13 protein-coding genes are annotated in these 14,453 nt (G+C 63.3%); 8 read left to right on the top strand and 5 right to left on the bottom strand.

Annotated features, from left to right (window positions below; genetic code table 11):
* Positions 1-42 precede the first annotated feature (42 nt).
* Positions 43-1,797, top strand: coding sequence for a DUF885 domain-containing protein (locus tag AUC43_RS11870; RefSeq protein WP_068193613.1), 1,755 nt, complete (start codon positions 43-45; stop codon positions 1,795-1,797).
* 79 nt (positions 1,798-1,876) lie between these two features.
* Complete coding sequence (locus AUC43_RS11865) at positions 1,877-2,992, top strand: AMP-binding protein (RefSeq protein ID WP_068193609.1); 1,116 nt, start codon at positions 1,877-1,879, stop codon at positions 2,990-2,992.
* Positions 2,993-3,005: 13 nt separating this feature from the next.
* Here AUC43_RS11865 and AUC43_RS11860 read toward each other — a convergent pair whose 3' ends face one another.
* Positions 3,006-3,704 (bottom strand): hypothetical protein, encoded by a 699-nt coding sequence (locus AUC43_RS11860; RefSeq protein WP_068193606.1) that lies wholly within the window; start codon positions 3,702-3,704, stop codon positions 3,006-3,008.
* 198 nt (positions 3,705-3,902) lie between these two features.
* Between AUC43_RS11860 and AUC43_RS11855 the strand changes: the two genes are divergently transcribed.
* From AUC43_RS11855 to AUC43_RS11835, 5 genes are all read left to right on the top strand, one after another.
* On the top strand, positions 3,903-4,376 hold the full coding sequence (locus tag AUC43_RS11855) for an ABA4-like family protein (RefSeq protein WP_071886090.1): 474 nt from the start codon (positions 3,903-3,905) through the stop codon (positions 4,374-4,376).
* 37 nt (positions 4,377-4,413) lie between these two features.
* Positions 4,414-5,247 (top strand): hypothetical protein, encoded by an 834-nt coding sequence (locus AUC43_RS11850; protein WP_068193600.1) that lies wholly within the window; start codon positions 4,414-4,416, stop codon positions 5,245-5,247.
* 62 nt (positions 5,248-5,309) lie between these two features.
* Positions 5,310-5,939, top strand: coding sequence for a hypothetical protein (locus AUC43_RS11845; RefSeq protein ID WP_068193597.1), 630 nt, complete (start codon positions 5,310-5,312; stop codon positions 5,937-5,939).
* 54 nt (positions 5,940-5,993) lie between these two features.
* On the top strand, positions 5,994-7,019 hold the full coding sequence (locus AUC43_RS11840) for a sensor histidine kinase (RefSeq protein ID WP_068193594.1): 1,026 nt from the start codon (positions 5,994-5,996) through the stop codon (positions 7,017-7,019).
* Between the two features lie 7 nt (positions 7,020-7,026).
* A complete protein-coding gene (locus AUC43_RS11835) occupies positions 7,027-7,875 on the top strand; it encodes a LytR/AlgR family response regulator transcription factor (protein WP_068193591.1) in 849 nt (282 codons plus the stop codon).
* Positions 7,876-7,895: 20 nt separating this feature from the next.
* On the opposite strand, the gene AUC43_RS11830 is transcribed toward AUC43_RS11835, so the two are convergent.
* From AUC43_RS11830 to AUC43_RS11820, 3 genes are all read right to left on the bottom strand, one after another.
* Positions 7,896-8,708 carry a LytR/AlgR family response regulator transcription factor gene (locus AUC43_RS11830; protein WP_068193587.1) on the bottom strand — a complete coding sequence of 271 codons (813 nt, stop codon included), beginning with the start codon at positions 8,706-8,708 and terminating at the stop codon, positions 7,896-7,898.
* A gap of 140 nt (positions 8,709-8,848) precedes the next feature.
* Positions 8,849-9,934: a sensor histidine kinase gene (locus AUC43_RS11825; RefSeq protein WP_068193584.1), complete on the bottom strand. Its 1,086-nt coding sequence runs from the start codon at positions 9,932-9,934 to the stop codon at positions 8,849-8,851.
* A 313-nt stretch (positions 9,935-10,247) separates the two neighbouring features.
* Complete coding sequence (locus tag AUC43_RS11820) at positions 10,248-10,967, bottom strand: hypothetical protein (protein ID WP_068193581.1); 720 nt, start codon at positions 10,965-10,967, stop codon at positions 10,248-10,250.
* Positions 10,968-11,206: 239 nt separating this feature from the next.
* Here AUC43_RS11820 and AUC43_RS11815 point away from each other — a divergent pair, with 239 nt between their 5' ends.
* Positions 11,207-11,908: an outer membrane beta-barrel protein gene (locus AUC43_RS11815; protein WP_157781052.1), complete on the top strand. Its 702-nt coding sequence runs from the start codon at positions 11,207-11,209 to the stop codon at positions 11,906-11,908.
* 96 nt (positions 11,909-12,004) lie between these two features.
* On the opposite strand, the gene AUC43_RS11810 is transcribed toward AUC43_RS11815, so the two are convergent.
* Complete coding sequence (locus AUC43_RS11810; RefSeq protein WP_068193577.1) at positions 12,005-14,239, bottom strand: TonB-dependent receptor; 2,235 nt, start codon at positions 14,237-14,239, stop codon at positions 12,005-12,007.
* Positions 14,240-14,453: the final 214 nt, after the last annotated feature.

Genomic DNA, 14,453 nt, shown 5'->3' with positions numbered 1-14,453 from the left:
CCTATATTCACGCCACGTTTTGGTATTCATATGGGGTCTGTTATGAAATTTTCTGTGCTTGCGTTCGCATTTCTGGTGCTGTTCACCTTCCGCGTTCAGGCGCAGCAGCGCATGCACCCGGATATTGCCGTGGCCGTGAACGCCATCAAAGGGTTTGAGAAAACGGAATTGCAGCGCGACAGTAGCCTCCACCACCCGCTGCGCTCCCAAACCGAAAGCACCTTTCAGGCGCGCTATACCTTTTATAAAAAAGTAGCCACCAATCTGCGCGCAATCAATAAAAAAACCATGTCCTTCGAGGACGAGGTTAACCTGGAATTATTGGATTATCGGATTCAGGAAGAACTGGCTGAGTACGAGTACCAGGCCTATTTAAATCCGCTATATACCGACACGGGGTTTCACGCCGCCCTGGCTGATGAGGGAAGCGCAACGCTCCGCACTAAAAAGGATGCCGAGCAATATCTTATTCTGCTCCAAGATATTCCGCGCTTCATGCGTGAGAACATTCAGCTGATGCGCAAAGGCATTTCGCTCGGCATCACCCAGCCCCGGGAAGTGCTCAACGGGTACGAAACGAGCTACACCCAGCACATTGTGGAGGCGCCCGAGCAGTCCGTGTTCTGGAAGCCTTTCGCTACCAAGCCCGCCGCCATCCCCGAAGCCGAGTGGCTGGCCCTGCAAAACACCGCCAAAACCGTCATTAGCAAAGACGTAATCAGCAGCTACCAAAAGCTCAAGGTGTTTTTCGACCAGGAGTACTTGCCCAAAGCCCGGGCCACGCTTGGCGCCACGGGTTTCCCCAATGGCAAGGCCTATTACGAGGAGCGGGTGCAGCATTTCACCACCACCAAGCTAAGCTCCGAGGAGGTGTACCAAATTGGCTTGCAAGAGGTAAGTCGAATCAGAGCGGAAATGGATAAAGTTATCCGCGACGTCAAATTCAAAGGTGATTTTAAAGCATTCGTCTCTTTTTTACGCACCGACCCGCAATTTCATCCCAAAACGGGCGATGAATTACTGAAAGACGCTGCCTTTATCGCCAAAACAATTGAGGGCAAATTGCCCGCGCTGTTTGGCAAGCTGCCCCGGCAGCCCTTTACCGTGGTGGCCGTGCCCGAATATCTGGCGCCCAATTACACGTCGGGCCGGTATTCGGGGGCACCTATCAGCAGCAAACAAGCGGGAGAATACTGGGTAAATACCTCTAACCTGCCGAACAGAACCCTTTACACGCTGGAATCACTCACGCTGCACGAAGCCGTGCCCGGCCATCATTTGCAAAAGTCCCTAACCCAGGAATTACCCAACGTGCCGGAGTTTCGCAGAACGTTATACATCAACGCCTTCGGCGAAGGCTGGGGCTTGTACAGCGAATACCTGGGCCACGAAATGGGCATGTACAAGGACCCCTACAGCCTGTTCGGCCGCTTGACGTATGAAATGTGGCGCGCCTGCCGCCTGGTAATTGACGTGGGCATTCATACCAAAGGCTGGACCCGGGACCAGGCCGTGACCTACTTGGCCGACAATACCGCCCTTTCCCTTCTTGAAGTTAATACCGAAGTCAACCGGTATATTTTGTGGCCCGGACAAGCCCTGGCTTACAAAATGGGCGAATTAAAAATCAAGGAGATGCGTGGCAAAGCAGAGGCCGCCTTGCAAGCCGATTTCGACGTCCGCGCCTTTCACGACATGGTGCTTTCCAACGGCACAGTAACCCTAACTATCCTGGAAAAGATGACGGACCGGTTTATCAAAGAGCAGCAGGAAAAAGCGAAAAAGAAGAAAGCCTGAGCTACTCCCGGTTTCCGGCGCGGGCGGGCACGGCGCGGTGCAACGGCATTGCCCAGCCGTGCAGCGCTAGTTTTGCCCCATGACCACTGCCCTGCCCACTTCCCTCCTGCTCAACGGCCGCGAGTTCAGCTACGCCGCCATCCAACAGTACCCGGCCCAGCTTGAGGCCCCGGTGAACGGCTACGAAGCCAAGGCGCTGGACTTTATAAGGCAGTGGCTCAATGGCGTACAGGAATTTCAGCTCACCACTTCCGGCTCCACGGGCACGCCGCAGCCCATTGCGCTGCGGCGCCGGCAGCTGGAGGCCTCGGCCCAACGCACGGGCGACTTCTTCGACCTGGGGCCCGGCGACCGGGCCCTGGTGTGCCTCAACTGCGAGTACATCGGGGGCCTGATGATGCTGGTGCGCGGCCTGGAACGCAACATGCACCTGACCATCGTGGACCCGCACGCCAACCCGTTTGAGCTGGTGGCGCCCGATGCCGAGTTTGACTTTGCGGCCTTTGTGCCGCTACAGCTCAAGGCGGTGCTGGCCGCCGGCCTCGCCCCTCGCCTAAACCAGATGAAGGCCATCTTGCTGGGCGGCGCCCCGGCCGATACGACCTTGCAAACCGAGCTGCAGCCCCTCCGGGTACCGGTGTACCTAACCTACGGCATGACCGAAACCTGCTCGCACGTGGCCCTGCGCCGCCTCAACGGGCCCGAGGCCAGCTCAACCTACCGGGTGTTCACGGGCATTGCAACTGGGCAGGACGAGCGCGGCTGCCTGACCCTGCGCGGCGACGTGACCGACGACCAGCTCATCGTGACCAACGACCAGGTGAACCTACTCGACGCCCACACCTTCGAGTGGCTGGGCCGGGCCGATTTTGTGATAAACTCCGGCGGCGTGAAGGTGCCGGCCGAGAAAGTGGAGCTGGTGCTGGACGTGGCCCTGGCCGAAATTGGGGAGTCGCGCCGCTGCTTTGTGGCCGGCCAGCCCGATGCGCGACTGGGCCAGGCCGTCACGGCTTTCATTGAAGGCGCAGCCCTGGCTCCTGCGCTGGAAAAGCAGCTGCAAGGCCTGCTGGCCGAGCGCCTGGGCCGCTACGAGCAGCCCAAGCAGCTCCGCTATGTGCCCGAATTCCAGACCACGGCCACCGGCAAGCTCGACCGACCCGCCACGCTCCGCAGCCTGCACCTGGCCGGGCACTGAGGCCATGTGCGCGTTAGCCTTTCCGCAGGCCTTCCTGGGTGAAAAGCGGCGTCTTGTTTTTCACCACCTTCAGCAAATCGCCGAGGAAAAGCTTGCCCCGCAAGTAAAAAACGGGGCCGTTGAGCTCCCGCTGAATGGCCCCGGACACCAGCACCGGCTGCCGCCAGCCCACCCCGGCGCCCAGCCCCGCCCACTGAAACACCCGCAGGTGCGCCGATACGGAAGGCTCCACCACGCCCATGAACTGCTTTGGGGTTACGTGAGAACGGCCATCCGGGGTGTTGTAGCGCACGTAGGCCGAGCCCAGGCCGAGTTGGAGGTTGCTGCTCAGCTCCCAGCGGGGCGTTTCCAGCAGCACGTACTCGCCGTACCCGGCCAGGTAGCGGAACCGCAGGTCGGCCTGGGCATCGGCCGCGGCGTTTTCGGGGCGGGCCTGGCGAGTGGTCACACCCGTGCTAAGAAAGTAGATGGCCGTGCCGGCGCGGAAGCGGTTTTTGAACTCCACGCCCAGCTTCAGGCCGTTGATGGTCGTGAAATGGTGGTTGAGAATGGAGTAGCGCGAGTCATACTGCACCACCACCCGGCGGTGCGGAATGCGCGGCACCACCCGTCGGCCCACCGCCGAATCGGGGGAAGGGGCCTGGGCCCAACTGCCGGCGGGCACCAGGGCCGCCAGCCAGAGCAACGTGACGAAGCGCAAGGGAAGCAGCATAGCACAGGCCAAACACGGCCAATGAGCCGAAGGTTGTGAGTACGGCCAGCGTCTAGTACAAAGGGAAGCCCCATCCAAGCCGGATATGGGCGGGCCGGGGCCGCACTTCACCCCCGCTATCCGCGGCTTAACCGGCGCTTTGCGCGGCTTCACCCCGCTTGGGCTAGCAACGGCGGGGCGACTTCGGTAGTTTTGGCCATGCTCTCTCCCGACTCCTTATTCCAGGCAGCCAACCTACTAGCCATGCTGGGCTGGGCCCTGCTGGTGCTGGCCCCGCGCTGGCGGGGCACCCGCGCCGTGGTGCTGCGCGGGGCCCTGCCCCTGCTGCTGGCGGCGGTTTATACCGTGCTCATTGGCTACCAGATGCTCGCGCACCCCGCGCCGGGGGCGGGGTTTGGGTCGTTGGCCCAGGTGGCGGCGCTGTTTCGGGAGCCGTGGGCGCTGCTGGCCGGCTGGGTGCACTACCTGTGCTTCGATATGTGGGTGGGCGCCTGGGAAACCCGCGATGCGCAGCTGCGCGGCGTGCCGCACTGGGCCCTGGTGCCGTGCCTGCTGGCCACCTTCATGCTCGGGCCGCTGGGCTTTGGGCTGTACTGCGGCGTCAGGCGGCTGTTTTTGCCCAACGTGGCCCGCCCAGCGCCAGTGGCAGCCCAAGAGCAGGCGAACCGCTGATTATTAAATCTTAACCGCTGCCTCGCAGCCCGACGACATGACCGGCATCTCCCTCCCCCTGGCTGCTACCCGCCACTCGGGGGCCGCGCCTCACTTCGTGGCCCAGCTGCGGCAGGCCAACCCGGCCCTGTTCTGGACCGGCGCCCTGAACCTAGCCCTGGCCGTGCTGGCGCTGGCGCTGCTGCCCTTCGATGCCCGCGTGGTCACGGGCCTGCCTGTGTGGATGAAGCCGCTGAAGTTTTCCTTGTCCATCCTGGCCTATGCATGGACGCTGGGCTGGCTGCTGGCCCAGCTGCCCAAGCATGCCCAGCGCAGCGTGCGCCGCCTCAGCCTGGGGGTGGCCGTGAGCATGCTGGTAGAGCAGGCCGTTATCTGGGGGCAGGCAGCCCGCGGCACCACGTCGCATTTCAATACCGGCTCGGCCCTGAGCGGCGTGCTGTTTGGGCTGATGGGCTGGTTTATCATGGTCAACACCCTCATGACGTTTTGGGCGCTGTGGCTGGTGTGGCGGCACCGGCCGCGGGGGGCGGCCGGCACGGTATGGGGCATCCGTTTGGGCCTGCTCCTGTTTGTGGTCGGCAGCCTCATCGGCGGGGTCATGATTCACTTCAACCAGCACACCGTGGGCGCCCCCGACGGCGGCCCCGGCCTGCCCGGCCTGGGCTGGAGCACGCGGGCCGGCGACCTCCGCGCCGCCCATTTTCTGGGCATGCACGCGCTGCAAGTGGTGCCGCTGTTGGGCTGGGCGCTCAGCCGCTGGGTGCCGGGCCGGGCGGTGCTGCTCACCTGGGTAGGTGCGGCGCTCTACGCCGGGGGCGTGGCCGGGCTGTTTGCGCTGGCCCTGGCGGGCCGCCCGCTGCTGCCCCTCTAACGCCGCACCACGCTCCTCGGGCCACGTCCATTCTCTCTACCTTGTTTCTGCACTCTTTCATTATGGCCACGCTTCATCAGCTCAATATCCTGGTTCACATCGCGTTTGGGACGCTGGCGCTGCTGGTGGGGCTGGCGCCCATGCTCACGGCCAAGGGCGGACCGGCCCACTTGCGAACGGGGCGCTGGTTTCTGGGCCTGGCGACGGTGGTGCTCGTGACGGCGGTGCTGGGGCTGGCGGTGTTCAACTTCCGGCCCTTTCTCACCGTCATCGTGATGCTGAGTGTGTACCAGGCCTACTCCGGCTACCGGGTGCTGCGCACCCACGCCACCGGCCCCACCCTGAGCGACGGGGTCTTTTCGGCAGTTTTTCTGCTGGGGGCCGGGGCGTTTCTGGTGCTGCTGCCGCGCATTGCGCTGGTATGGTCGCCGGTGGTGATGTACAGCACCCTCGGCACGCTGCTGGCCATGACGGTCTACGACCTGAGCCGGTTTGGGTGGCTGAGCCGCTGGCGGCGCGGGGCCTGGCTCTACGAGCACATCTGGAAGATGATGAGTACTTATTCGGCGCTGCTCTCGGCCTTCACGGGCACGGTGCTGGGCGCCTACAAGCCCTACAGCCAGTTTCTGCCGTCTGTGCTGGGCTCGGCGGTGGCAATGGGATTTATGCTGTATACTTATCGGCGCAGGTAGCGGCGCGCGGCGCCCATGGTGGCCGCCTAGCCGCTACCTGACGAGGGCCACCCCATGAAAGACCGCCGTTTCCGGCTCATCGGCATTCCCGCCCTGAGCATTTTGATTGTCTTGCTGGTGACGCCGCTGCATCGCCTGCTGGCCTCGCCCGCCGATTTTTTCATCAATTGGGCCATCTCGCTGTATTTCACCGCGGCGCTCTGGCTCGGCAACCGCGCGCTGTGGGCGTGGCTGCTGCACCGGCTGCCCCACGTGAGCCAAACGGCCCAGCGGCTGTGGGCGCTGGTGGTGCTGTCGGGGCTGTTTACGGCCGCGGCCACGGTGGTTTTGCAGGTACCGCTGCACTTTTTACTGCCCTCCTACTTTCCATTCAGCGCGCCCTCTCTGCTCGGGGCCATCGGGTTCAACCTGCTACCGACGCTCATTGTGAATACCGTGTACGAAAGCCGGTATTTCTTCGAGCAGTGGAAGGCCAACCTGCTGCGCGCCGACCAGCTGGCCCGCGCCAGCACGCAGGCCCAGCTCGACGCCCTGCAAAGCCAGCTCGACCCGCACTTCCTGTTCAACAACCTCAATACCTTGTCGGCCCTCATCGAGCCCGGCAATGCGCCCGCCCAGCAATTTGTGGAGCAGCTGGCCGATATGTACCGCTACGCGCTGCTGGCCCAGGGCCAGCCCACCGTGCCGCTGGCCGACGAAATCGCCTTTGTCGAAACCTATCTGGCGCTGCACAAAGCCCGATTTCGCGACAACCTGGTGGTGGAAATCTGCCTACCGCCGGCTGCCCTGGCCCGCCGTGTGGCCCCGCTCAGCGTGCAGCTTCTGGTAGAAAACGCGCTGAAGCACAACGTGGCCTCGCGCGAGCACCCGCTGCACCTGCGCCTGACGGCCACCCCCGACGGGGCGCCCGAATTCGTCTTCGTAGAAAACACCCTGCGGCTCCGCTCGGCTGGCCTGGCGCCCGGCACCGGCACGGGGCTGGCTAATGTGCAGCAGCGCTACCAGCTGCTCAACGCCGCGCACCGCGTGGAAATTGAGCAGCAGGAAGGCACGTTCGTGGTGAAATTGCCGCTGCTCTAATCCCGCCATGACCATCCTGCTCCTCGAAGACGAGTACCCCGCCGCCGAGCGCCTCCAGCGCCTGCTAACCCAGGCCGCGCCCGAGGCGCAAGTGGTATCTGTGCTCGATACCGTGAGCGGCGCCCTCGCCTGGCTGGCCGCCCACCCCGCCCCCGACCTCATCCTAAGCGACATCCAGCTCGCCGACGGCCTCAGCCTGGAGATCTGGGAGCAGGCCGTGGTGCCCAGCCCGGTCATTTTCACCACGGCGTTCGACGCCTACGCCATCCGCGCTTTCCAGGCCAATAGCATTGCGTACCTGCTGAAACCAGTGAAGCTGGCCGAGCTGCAAGCCGCCCTGGCCAAGCGGAACGCGCTGCGAGACGCTGCGCTTAATGAGGAATTAAGAATGAGGAATGAAAAATCATCCGGCGAAAGGTTTTCGCAGGCCGAACAGGCTACCTCGCCCCATTCTTCATTCCCCATTCCTCATTCTTCATTAAGCATCGAGCGGTTGCTCGATGCGTTGCCACGGCCCTATAAAAGCAGGTTTCTGGTGCGGCAGGGAGAACAGCTGCTGCCTCTGCCAGTGGCTGACATTGCCTGGTTCAGCAGCCGCCACGAGACCACCACCCTGGTGGCTGCGGACGGCCGCCGCTTCGTGCTCGACTACACGCTCGAGCAATTGGAAAGCCTGCTCAACCCAGCCCAATTTTTCCGGCTCAACCGCCAAATCATAGCCCAACTACCGGCGGTGCGCCGCCTGCACCCGCACTTCAACGGCAAGCTGCTGGTGGAGCTGCACCCCGCCGCCAGCGAAGACGTGCTGGTGAGCCGCGAAAAAGCCAGCGCCGTGAAAGCATGGCTCGAAGGATAATAATCGGGCGGAAGCGGCCTTTAGCGGTCCAGCCAGCTCTTGAACACGTTCACCTTCTCACGGCTCACCAGCACCTGGGTATCGGGCGCGAGGGGCTTGAGCACGGTTTGCAGGCGCGAATTGGTATAGTGAATGATGTCCTGAATGGCGGTTTGTTGGGCTAAATAGGCCCGATTCAGGCGGAAGAAGCGGCGCGGGTCCAGCAGGTTTTCGAGCTGGTCCATGGTGTAGTCCACCACGTACTTGCGGCCTTCGGTGGTTTGCAGAAAGGTGGCTTTTTCAAGGCTGAAGAAATAGGCAATCTGGTCGAGGGGCACCACTTTCAGGTGCTCGCCTACCCGCACCACAAACTGTGTTTTGTAAGCCGCGCCTGGTGTGGTCGTACCCGGCAGGGTTTGCTGCATCTGCTGCAGGAGCTGCCCCAGCAGCGCGGGGTCGAAGGCAGGGGCCGGCGCGGCGCGTGCCGCACTGTGCAGGGCGCGCAGCTTGCGCAGGGCCGCGCTCAGCTCCTCCTCGTCGATGGGCTTGAGCAGGTAGTCCACGCTGTTCACCTTGAAGGCCTGCAGCGCATACTGGTCGTAGGCTGTGGTGAAGATGACGGGGCAGCGCACCGGCGTGCGCTCAAACAGCTCAAAGCTGAGGCCATCGGCCAGGTGAATGTCCAGAAACAGCACATCAGGCGCGGGCTGCGGGCTTTCGAGCATGGCCACGGCCTGGGCTACCGATTCGGCCGTGCCGAGCACCTGCACCGGTTCGGGCTGGCGGGCCAGCATGTCGGCGAGGCGGCGGGCAGCCAGGGGTTCGTCTTCAACGATGAGGGCAGTCAGTTTCATTTAACAATTAACATTTATCATTTAACAGTCGACCGACTTGGGCAAGCCCATTTGGTCAGTTGCAGGGAAACATCAGCGAAAATTGCGACTCAAGACATGCGATTGACGAAGGATAAATGATAACTGTTAAATGATAAATGTTAAATGACGAGCAGTGGCAGTGTCACGACAAATTCCCCGGCCTCCTCGCTCACCACCAGCGGCTTGCTGCTGAGGAAGCTGTAGCGAGCGGCCAGGTTTTTCAGGCCCAGGCCGGACTTTTCCTCGGGCGCAAGGCGGCGGGGGCGCCGCATGTTGCGCACGGTGAGGGTGTGGGCAGCGGCATCCAGGGTCACGCGCACGCGCAGCGGGTCGGCCTGGAAAGCGGTGTTGTGCTTGATGACGTTTTCGAGCAACAATTGCAGGGCCAGCGGCGGCACGAAGAACGGGGCCACGGCGGCGGGTGGCAGGTCCATTTCCACGGCCAGGGCATCGCCAAGACGGGTTTTCTGCAGGTACAGGTAGCTTTCGGCGAAGCGCACTTCCTCGGCCAACGGCACCAGCTCCTGGCTTTCGCTGTCGAGCACGTAGCGGTACACCTGCGAGAGCTGGCGGATGAAGCGTACGGCCCGGGCGGGGTCGTTTTCTTCTACCAAAGAAGTCAGCGCGTTCAGGGAGTTGAATAGAAAATGCGGGTCCACTTGCCGGCGCAGGGAGTCGAGCCGGGCAATGGCGGTTTCCTTTTCCAGCCGCTCGGCGCGCACGGCCGCCGCCCGCCAGCTCATGAAGAATGAGCGGCTGTGGTTAAACAGGGAAATGATGATGGTAACGGCCAGCGGCACCAGCACCTGCCCGTACATGCGCGGGCTCCAGAGCAGCGCCAGCGAGTCGCCCATCAGCGTGAGGAAGGCGGCCTGAATGAGCACAATCACCGCCACCGACCCGCCCACCGCCGTGGCCAACGTGAGCAGCAGCCGGCGCAGGGGCCGCTCGGCCCAGGAAACGCGGCTGTTGAGCCAATCCACCGCGTAGCCGTTCACAAACCACAGCCCCCCGCTGTAAGCGAAGGTGATGGCGAAGGTGATGGCCAGGGCTTTGGCACTGGTGAGCGACCCGGGGTTGAGCAACACCGTGAGCACCGCCGAGATGAGCAACAGTATCCGCAGCGCCTTCCACTTGCTCACCCACGAACCCGAAATGGGCAGGTAGCCACCGGTAAACAGGGAAGAAGAATTGGGCTGGGCCATGGGCAAAGGCGGGCAATGTTCCATCAAAGTAAACGAAAAGCTTCGTTGAGCTGGAATTGAAGACGTTTAGGGATTGTGCTTGAGCCGTTCGTGTCGAGTGGGGCTACGGCATGTCTACCGCGCCGGCTGTCATGCTGACGAAGGAAGTATCTTATCACGTTCGAACGAGTCGTCCAGCGGCGATAAGATGCTTCCTTCGTCAGCATGACAGCCGCTTATTGACAGACGATTGGATTACTATCCCACGCGAGATACCTCGGCTGCGCTCGGCATGACGTTCTCTTGGCTTCGCGTTAGGCTTGAACAACCCTGATTATTTAGTAGCAGTAGTGCTGCCAGCTGCTTCGGTGGCCATTTGCTGCAGGGTAGCTGTCACGGTCTTCTCGCCCCAATTTGGGCTGAGCACGGTGGCGGGCTTGAAGGTGGCGAAGCTTTGGCGGGCCTTTTCGTAGTAAGGGCGCGCGGCGTCGGCTCCGCCACCGAACATCTTGGGCCGGAAATAGAAGTCGTTGCCTAGCACCAGCAGCGCCCGCGGGTTATTGGGGCTGAGGCCAAGGGCTTGTTCCAGCGCCTCGTGCACGCGGCCCGTGAAGACGGGCCCGCGCGTCATCGGCGAAACCTGGATGCGGCCCTGGTAGAGGTAGGCCTGCAGCACGAGAAGCTCGGCCTTGTCGGCGCCGGGCAGCTTCTGGGCCTGGTCGAGGGCGGTTTGGGCTTGGTCCAGGAATTTTTCCTTCTGTTCCCCATCCTTGGCGGCGAAGCTCATTTTGACGTAGCCGCGGGCCTGGTAGTAGCGGGGCAGCCAGTCGGCGGGCTTGGCGCTGGCGGCCCGCTCCAGCTTGGCAATGGTAGCGGGCAGGGCGGCCGCGGGTGCCGCATCCAGCTCGGCAATGGTGGCGGCCATCATGGCGGTGTAGGCATCGGCCGGGGCTTGGGCTGCGATGGCGCCGGGAGCGCCAGCCGCGGGCTGCGATTGAGCCACGGCCGCAAATGAGGCGGCAGCGAGGGCGAGGGTGAGGAGGGTGGTTTTCATGGAATTGAGCTGAATGTGATGAGGTGAAATCCCTGGCGGGGGTTGATGATTCAAAGGTGGCAGCGGGCCGGGCCGGCTGAAAATCCCTGTTGCCGAAGCGTCGGTTTAAGCCGATGAAGCGACGGGACTAGGAGATGACCTTCCCCCGAAAACATTGCCACCGGCCAAGCGCGCCATGCAACGTTTGGCCCGCCAGCAGCCTCATACCGGCAATCCATATCACTTTCCCCATCCTATCCATGCTTTTACCCCGACTCGCGGCCCTTGGCGGCTTGCTGCTCAGCACTCCCCTTCTCAGCCTCGCCCAAACTACCGACCCGGCCCCCGCGCCCCGCTTCTATGTGGGGCTGGGCGCCTACAGCAGCTACTACCAGCATCTGGGCAATCGAGGGTTCCTCGGCGGCGGCGTGCAGGTGCCGGTGCAGCTTACGGTGGGCTACCAGTGGCGCCCGCGGCTGGCGGTGCAGGTGGGCCTCGCCTACAGTGGCATGTCCCATAGCTACTCCAACTCGGGCTACTTTTATGATTATGCTTCCGGCAGCCCGGTCCTGAGGTACTCCGAAATGTCGGGCCGGTACACCGGGCGCAATGCCTCGCTGTCGGTCTTGGCCCGCTACACGCTCACGCGCAATCCGGCCCACCGCCTGCAGTTCGACGCGTTGGGCGGCCTCACCCTGGAGCACCGGGCATCCAGCAGCCGCGGTACCCGCTCCGACAGCGTCCAGAGCAGTTTTGTGGCGTCGCCCTACGGCTACCAGTACTCCCAAAACACACTCCTCCTAACGCTGGGAATGGGCGCACACTACCGCATCACGCCGCGCTTCGAGCTTAACTACGACTTCACCATCAACCGCGCGGTAGCGCCGGGCTATTATCTCACCAACTCCTTCCTTACCCATACCAACGCGCTGGGCCTGCGCTACCGGTTCGGCAGTAAGTAGCCTATGAGTGCAACTCCGAAAGAGCGAGCAGTGAGGAGCCCAAGCAAAAGAGCCACTCAACTTGCGCAGAGTGGCTTTTCTGTATTGCTGCAGGAATCAATCGGGCCGCTCGTTCAAGTCCACTTTCTTGTTTTTGTTGATGGAGATGAACACGCCCACGAACAGCATGCGGGGCGCGCCCGGCGTCACGGCCACGCTGCGGAACTGGCCGTTGGCATCGGCAGTACCGGTGTAGCTGTAGCCGTACACGTTGTTGCGGCCCAGCACATTGGAAGCCGACAGGTAGACGATGGTGAACTGCCCAAACCAGTTGGTGAGGTAGCTCACGTTCAGGCTCAGGTCCTGGTAGGCGGGCAGGGTGCTTTGGTTGTAGCCGGGCAGGTTGGGGTTGTGGTAGCGGCGGCCGCTGCCGTAGCCGTACGTGAAGCCCACCTGCGTGTGGAGCTTCTGCACCCAGTACTTGCCCACCACGCTCAGGTTGTGCCGGGCGGCGAAGGTGGGCACGGCCATCACCGGGTCGGCCCGGAACTGGCGGCGGGTGTCCAGCAGCCCGTAGCTCACCCAGTAGTCCACTTTCTTGAACGTGGTGCGGTCGCGCCACAGCACGTCGAGGCCCCGGGCGTAGCCCCCGCCGGCGTTTTGGTAGGTGCCGGGGTTAAAGCTCCGGGCACCATCGAAGGTGGTAAGCTGGGTATAGTTTTTCTGGTAGACTTCGGCCCGCAGCGTCCGCTCCTTCACCATGCGCTGGTAGATGAGCAGCAGGTGCTCGGCGCGCTCAAACTTGAGCTGGCTGCTGATGCGGAGCAGGTCCGTGGTCGGGCTTTGGTAAAACCAGCCCCAGGCGGCCGATATCTGGCTGTTTTCGCCGGTTTTGTAGGCCAGGCCCAGGCGAGGCGCGGCGTTCCAGCGGCCCAGCAGCGCCGAGTATTCGGTGCGGAGGCCGGCCCGGCCGGCGAGCTTGTTGGTCAGCACCAGCTCACATTCCACCAAGCCGGCGCCGCGCTGCTCGTCTACGCCCAGTGTCTGGGTGGGGCCCTCGGCCGTGGCCTGGTACTGCTGGCGGTAGCGCTGGGCGTAGGCTTCGGCGCCCATTTTCAGGTTAAACCACGTGCTGGCCGAGTCGTTGGTGAGCACCACGCGAGCCACGGCCGACTGGTCGAGCTCGAGCACGGTTTGGGCGTCGGGGCGCACGGTGTTGTCGTCGCGGGTCAGGGCCAGGCCGGTGTTCAGGCTCCAGCCGCGCACCAGCGGGGTGCGGTAGGTAGCGTTGAGGTAGGCGTTGTCGTTGGCCAGGGCAATGGGATGGCCCGCGGCGGCAAATTCGGGGCGGGCATCGGGCTGGCGCAGGGCCAGGCGCTGCTGACTGAAGGTGCCGTAGAGCTTGAGCATGCCGGCCTGCCCAGTGCGGTGGGCTAGCTTGAGGGAGCCGCCCCGGCCCTGCGGTGCCTTGTCCCAGCCAAAGCGCTGGGGCACGAGGTTGAAATAAGGCGCGAGGTTGCTGTAATCAGCCGAAACGGCCACCGAGGTGCGGTCCCAGCGCTGGGTGCGCGACAGGCTGCCGCCCACCGACATCAGTGAAATACCGGTCTGGGTTTCCGGCGCGAGGTCCGTCGAGTTCAGCGCCACCACCGCCGACAGCGCCTGCCCAAACTCGGCCGAATAGCCGCCCGTGCTAAACACCGTGCCTTTGAACAGAAACGGCCAAAACCGCCCCCGCGCGGCCACGTTGGGCACCGCGCTGCCGTAGGGCGTTTGCACGGGCAGGCCGTCGAGGTAGGTTTTGGTTTCCGAAGCCGCCCCGCCGCGCACAAACAGCTTGCCTTCCTCCCCCACCCGCGTGGTGCCGGGCAGGGCGTTCAGCGCGCCGGCAATGTCGCCCAGGGCCCCGGCCGTGGTCACGATGTCGAGCGGCTTGAGGGTGGCCGAGCATTTGTCGTCGCTGGCTTCGAAGGCCCCGGCCGTCACCACCACGTCGCCGAGCTGGGCCCGGTTGGCTTTCAGGCGGATATTGGGCAAGAAAATGGCGCCCTGGCCCAGCGTCAGAGGCAGCTCCAGCGGCTCGTAGCCCACGTAGCTCACCACGAGCGGCAGCCCGCCGGCGGCCTGGTCGGTGCTGAACCGAAACCGGCCCAACGAGTCGGTACTGGCACCGTCGAAGGTGGTTTTCAGGAACACGTTCACGCCGGGCAGGGGCTGGCCGGCGTGGTCGCGCACCGTACCGGAGATGAGCGTAGCCGAGTGGCTGAGTGGCTGGAAAGCGGGCGCCGTTTGGGCCGAGGCAACACTGGAGGCGCTCAGCAGCAGGAGCAGCGGGAGTAGCAGGGTTTTCACGAGGCAGCGGGAAAGGATTGAGCCAAAGGTGCCCGCTGGCCCCACCCGGGCTCAACTTTGTGTTGCCGAACCGGCGAATGGCCCGGATGAAACGCGGCCCCGTGGGATGAGCCTTTTTCAAATCCGCTGGCTTTTTGGCCAAAAAGTGCCGCCTGTGGTTCTGCTGCCACTATCTGGGCCGCCCGTTTGCCTTTCAATTCATCCCCGCCAAAGT

The organism is Hymenobacter sedentarius (assembly GCF_001507645.1).
Lineage (GTDB): Bacteria > Bacteroidota > Bacteroidia > Cytophagales > Hymenobacteraceae > Hymenobacter > Hymenobacter sedentarius.
The sequence above is the reverse complement of the archived record's forward strand: the minus strand, read 5'-3'. Positions and strand labels throughout refer to the sequence as shown.

Excerpts from the sequence above, each read along its gene's own strand:
- AUC43_RS11870 (WP_068193613.1), top strand. The coding sequence starts at position 43 with ATGAAATTTTCTGTGCTTGCGTTCGCATTTCTGGTGCTGTTCACCTTC.
- AUC43_RS11820 (WP_068193581.1), bottom strand. The coding sequence starts at position 10,967 with ATGAAAACCACCCTCCTCACCCTCGCCCTCGCTGCCGCCTCATTTGCG.
- AUC43_RS11835 (WP_068193591.1), top strand. The coding sequence starts at position 7,027 with ATGACCATCCTGCTCCTCGAAGACGAGTACCCCGCCGCCGAGCGCCTC.
- AUC43_RS11815 (WP_157781052.1), top strand. The coding sequence starts at position 11,207 with ATGCTTTTACCCCGACTCGCGGCCCTTGGCGGCTTGCTGCTCAGCACT.
- AUC43_RS11865 (WP_068193609.1), top strand. The coding sequence starts at position 1,877 with ATGACCACTGCCCTGCCCACTTCCCTCCTGCTCAACGGCCGCGAGTTC.
- AUC43_RS11840 (WP_068193594.1), top strand. The coding sequence starts at position 5,994 with ATGAAAGACCGCCGTTTCCGGCTCATCGGCATTCCCGCCCTGAGCATT.
- AUC43_RS11825 (WP_068193584.1), bottom strand. The coding sequence starts at position 9,934 with ATGGCCCAGCCCAATTCTTCTTCCCTGTTTACCGGTGGCTACCTGCCC.
- AUC43_RS11850 (WP_068193600.1), top strand. The coding sequence starts at position 4,414 with ATGACCGGCATCTCCCTCCCCCTGGCTGCTACCCGCCACTCGGGGGCC.
- AUC43_RS11855 (WP_071886090.1), top strand. The coding sequence starts at position 3,903 with ATGCTCTCTCCCGACTCCTTATTCCAGGCAGCCAACCTACTAGCCATG.
- AUC43_RS11860 (WP_068193606.1), bottom strand. The coding sequence starts at position 3,704 with ATGCTGCTTCCCTTGCGCTTCGTCACGTTGCTCTGGCTGGCGGCCCTG.
- AUC43_RS11830 (WP_068193587.1), bottom strand. The coding sequence starts at position 8,708 with ATGAAACTGACTGCCCTCATCGTTGAAGACGAACCCCTGGCTGCCCGC.
- AUC43_RS11845 (WP_068193597.1), top strand. The coding sequence starts at position 5,310 with ATGGCCACGCTTCATCAGCTCAATATCCTGGTTCACATCGCGTTTGGG.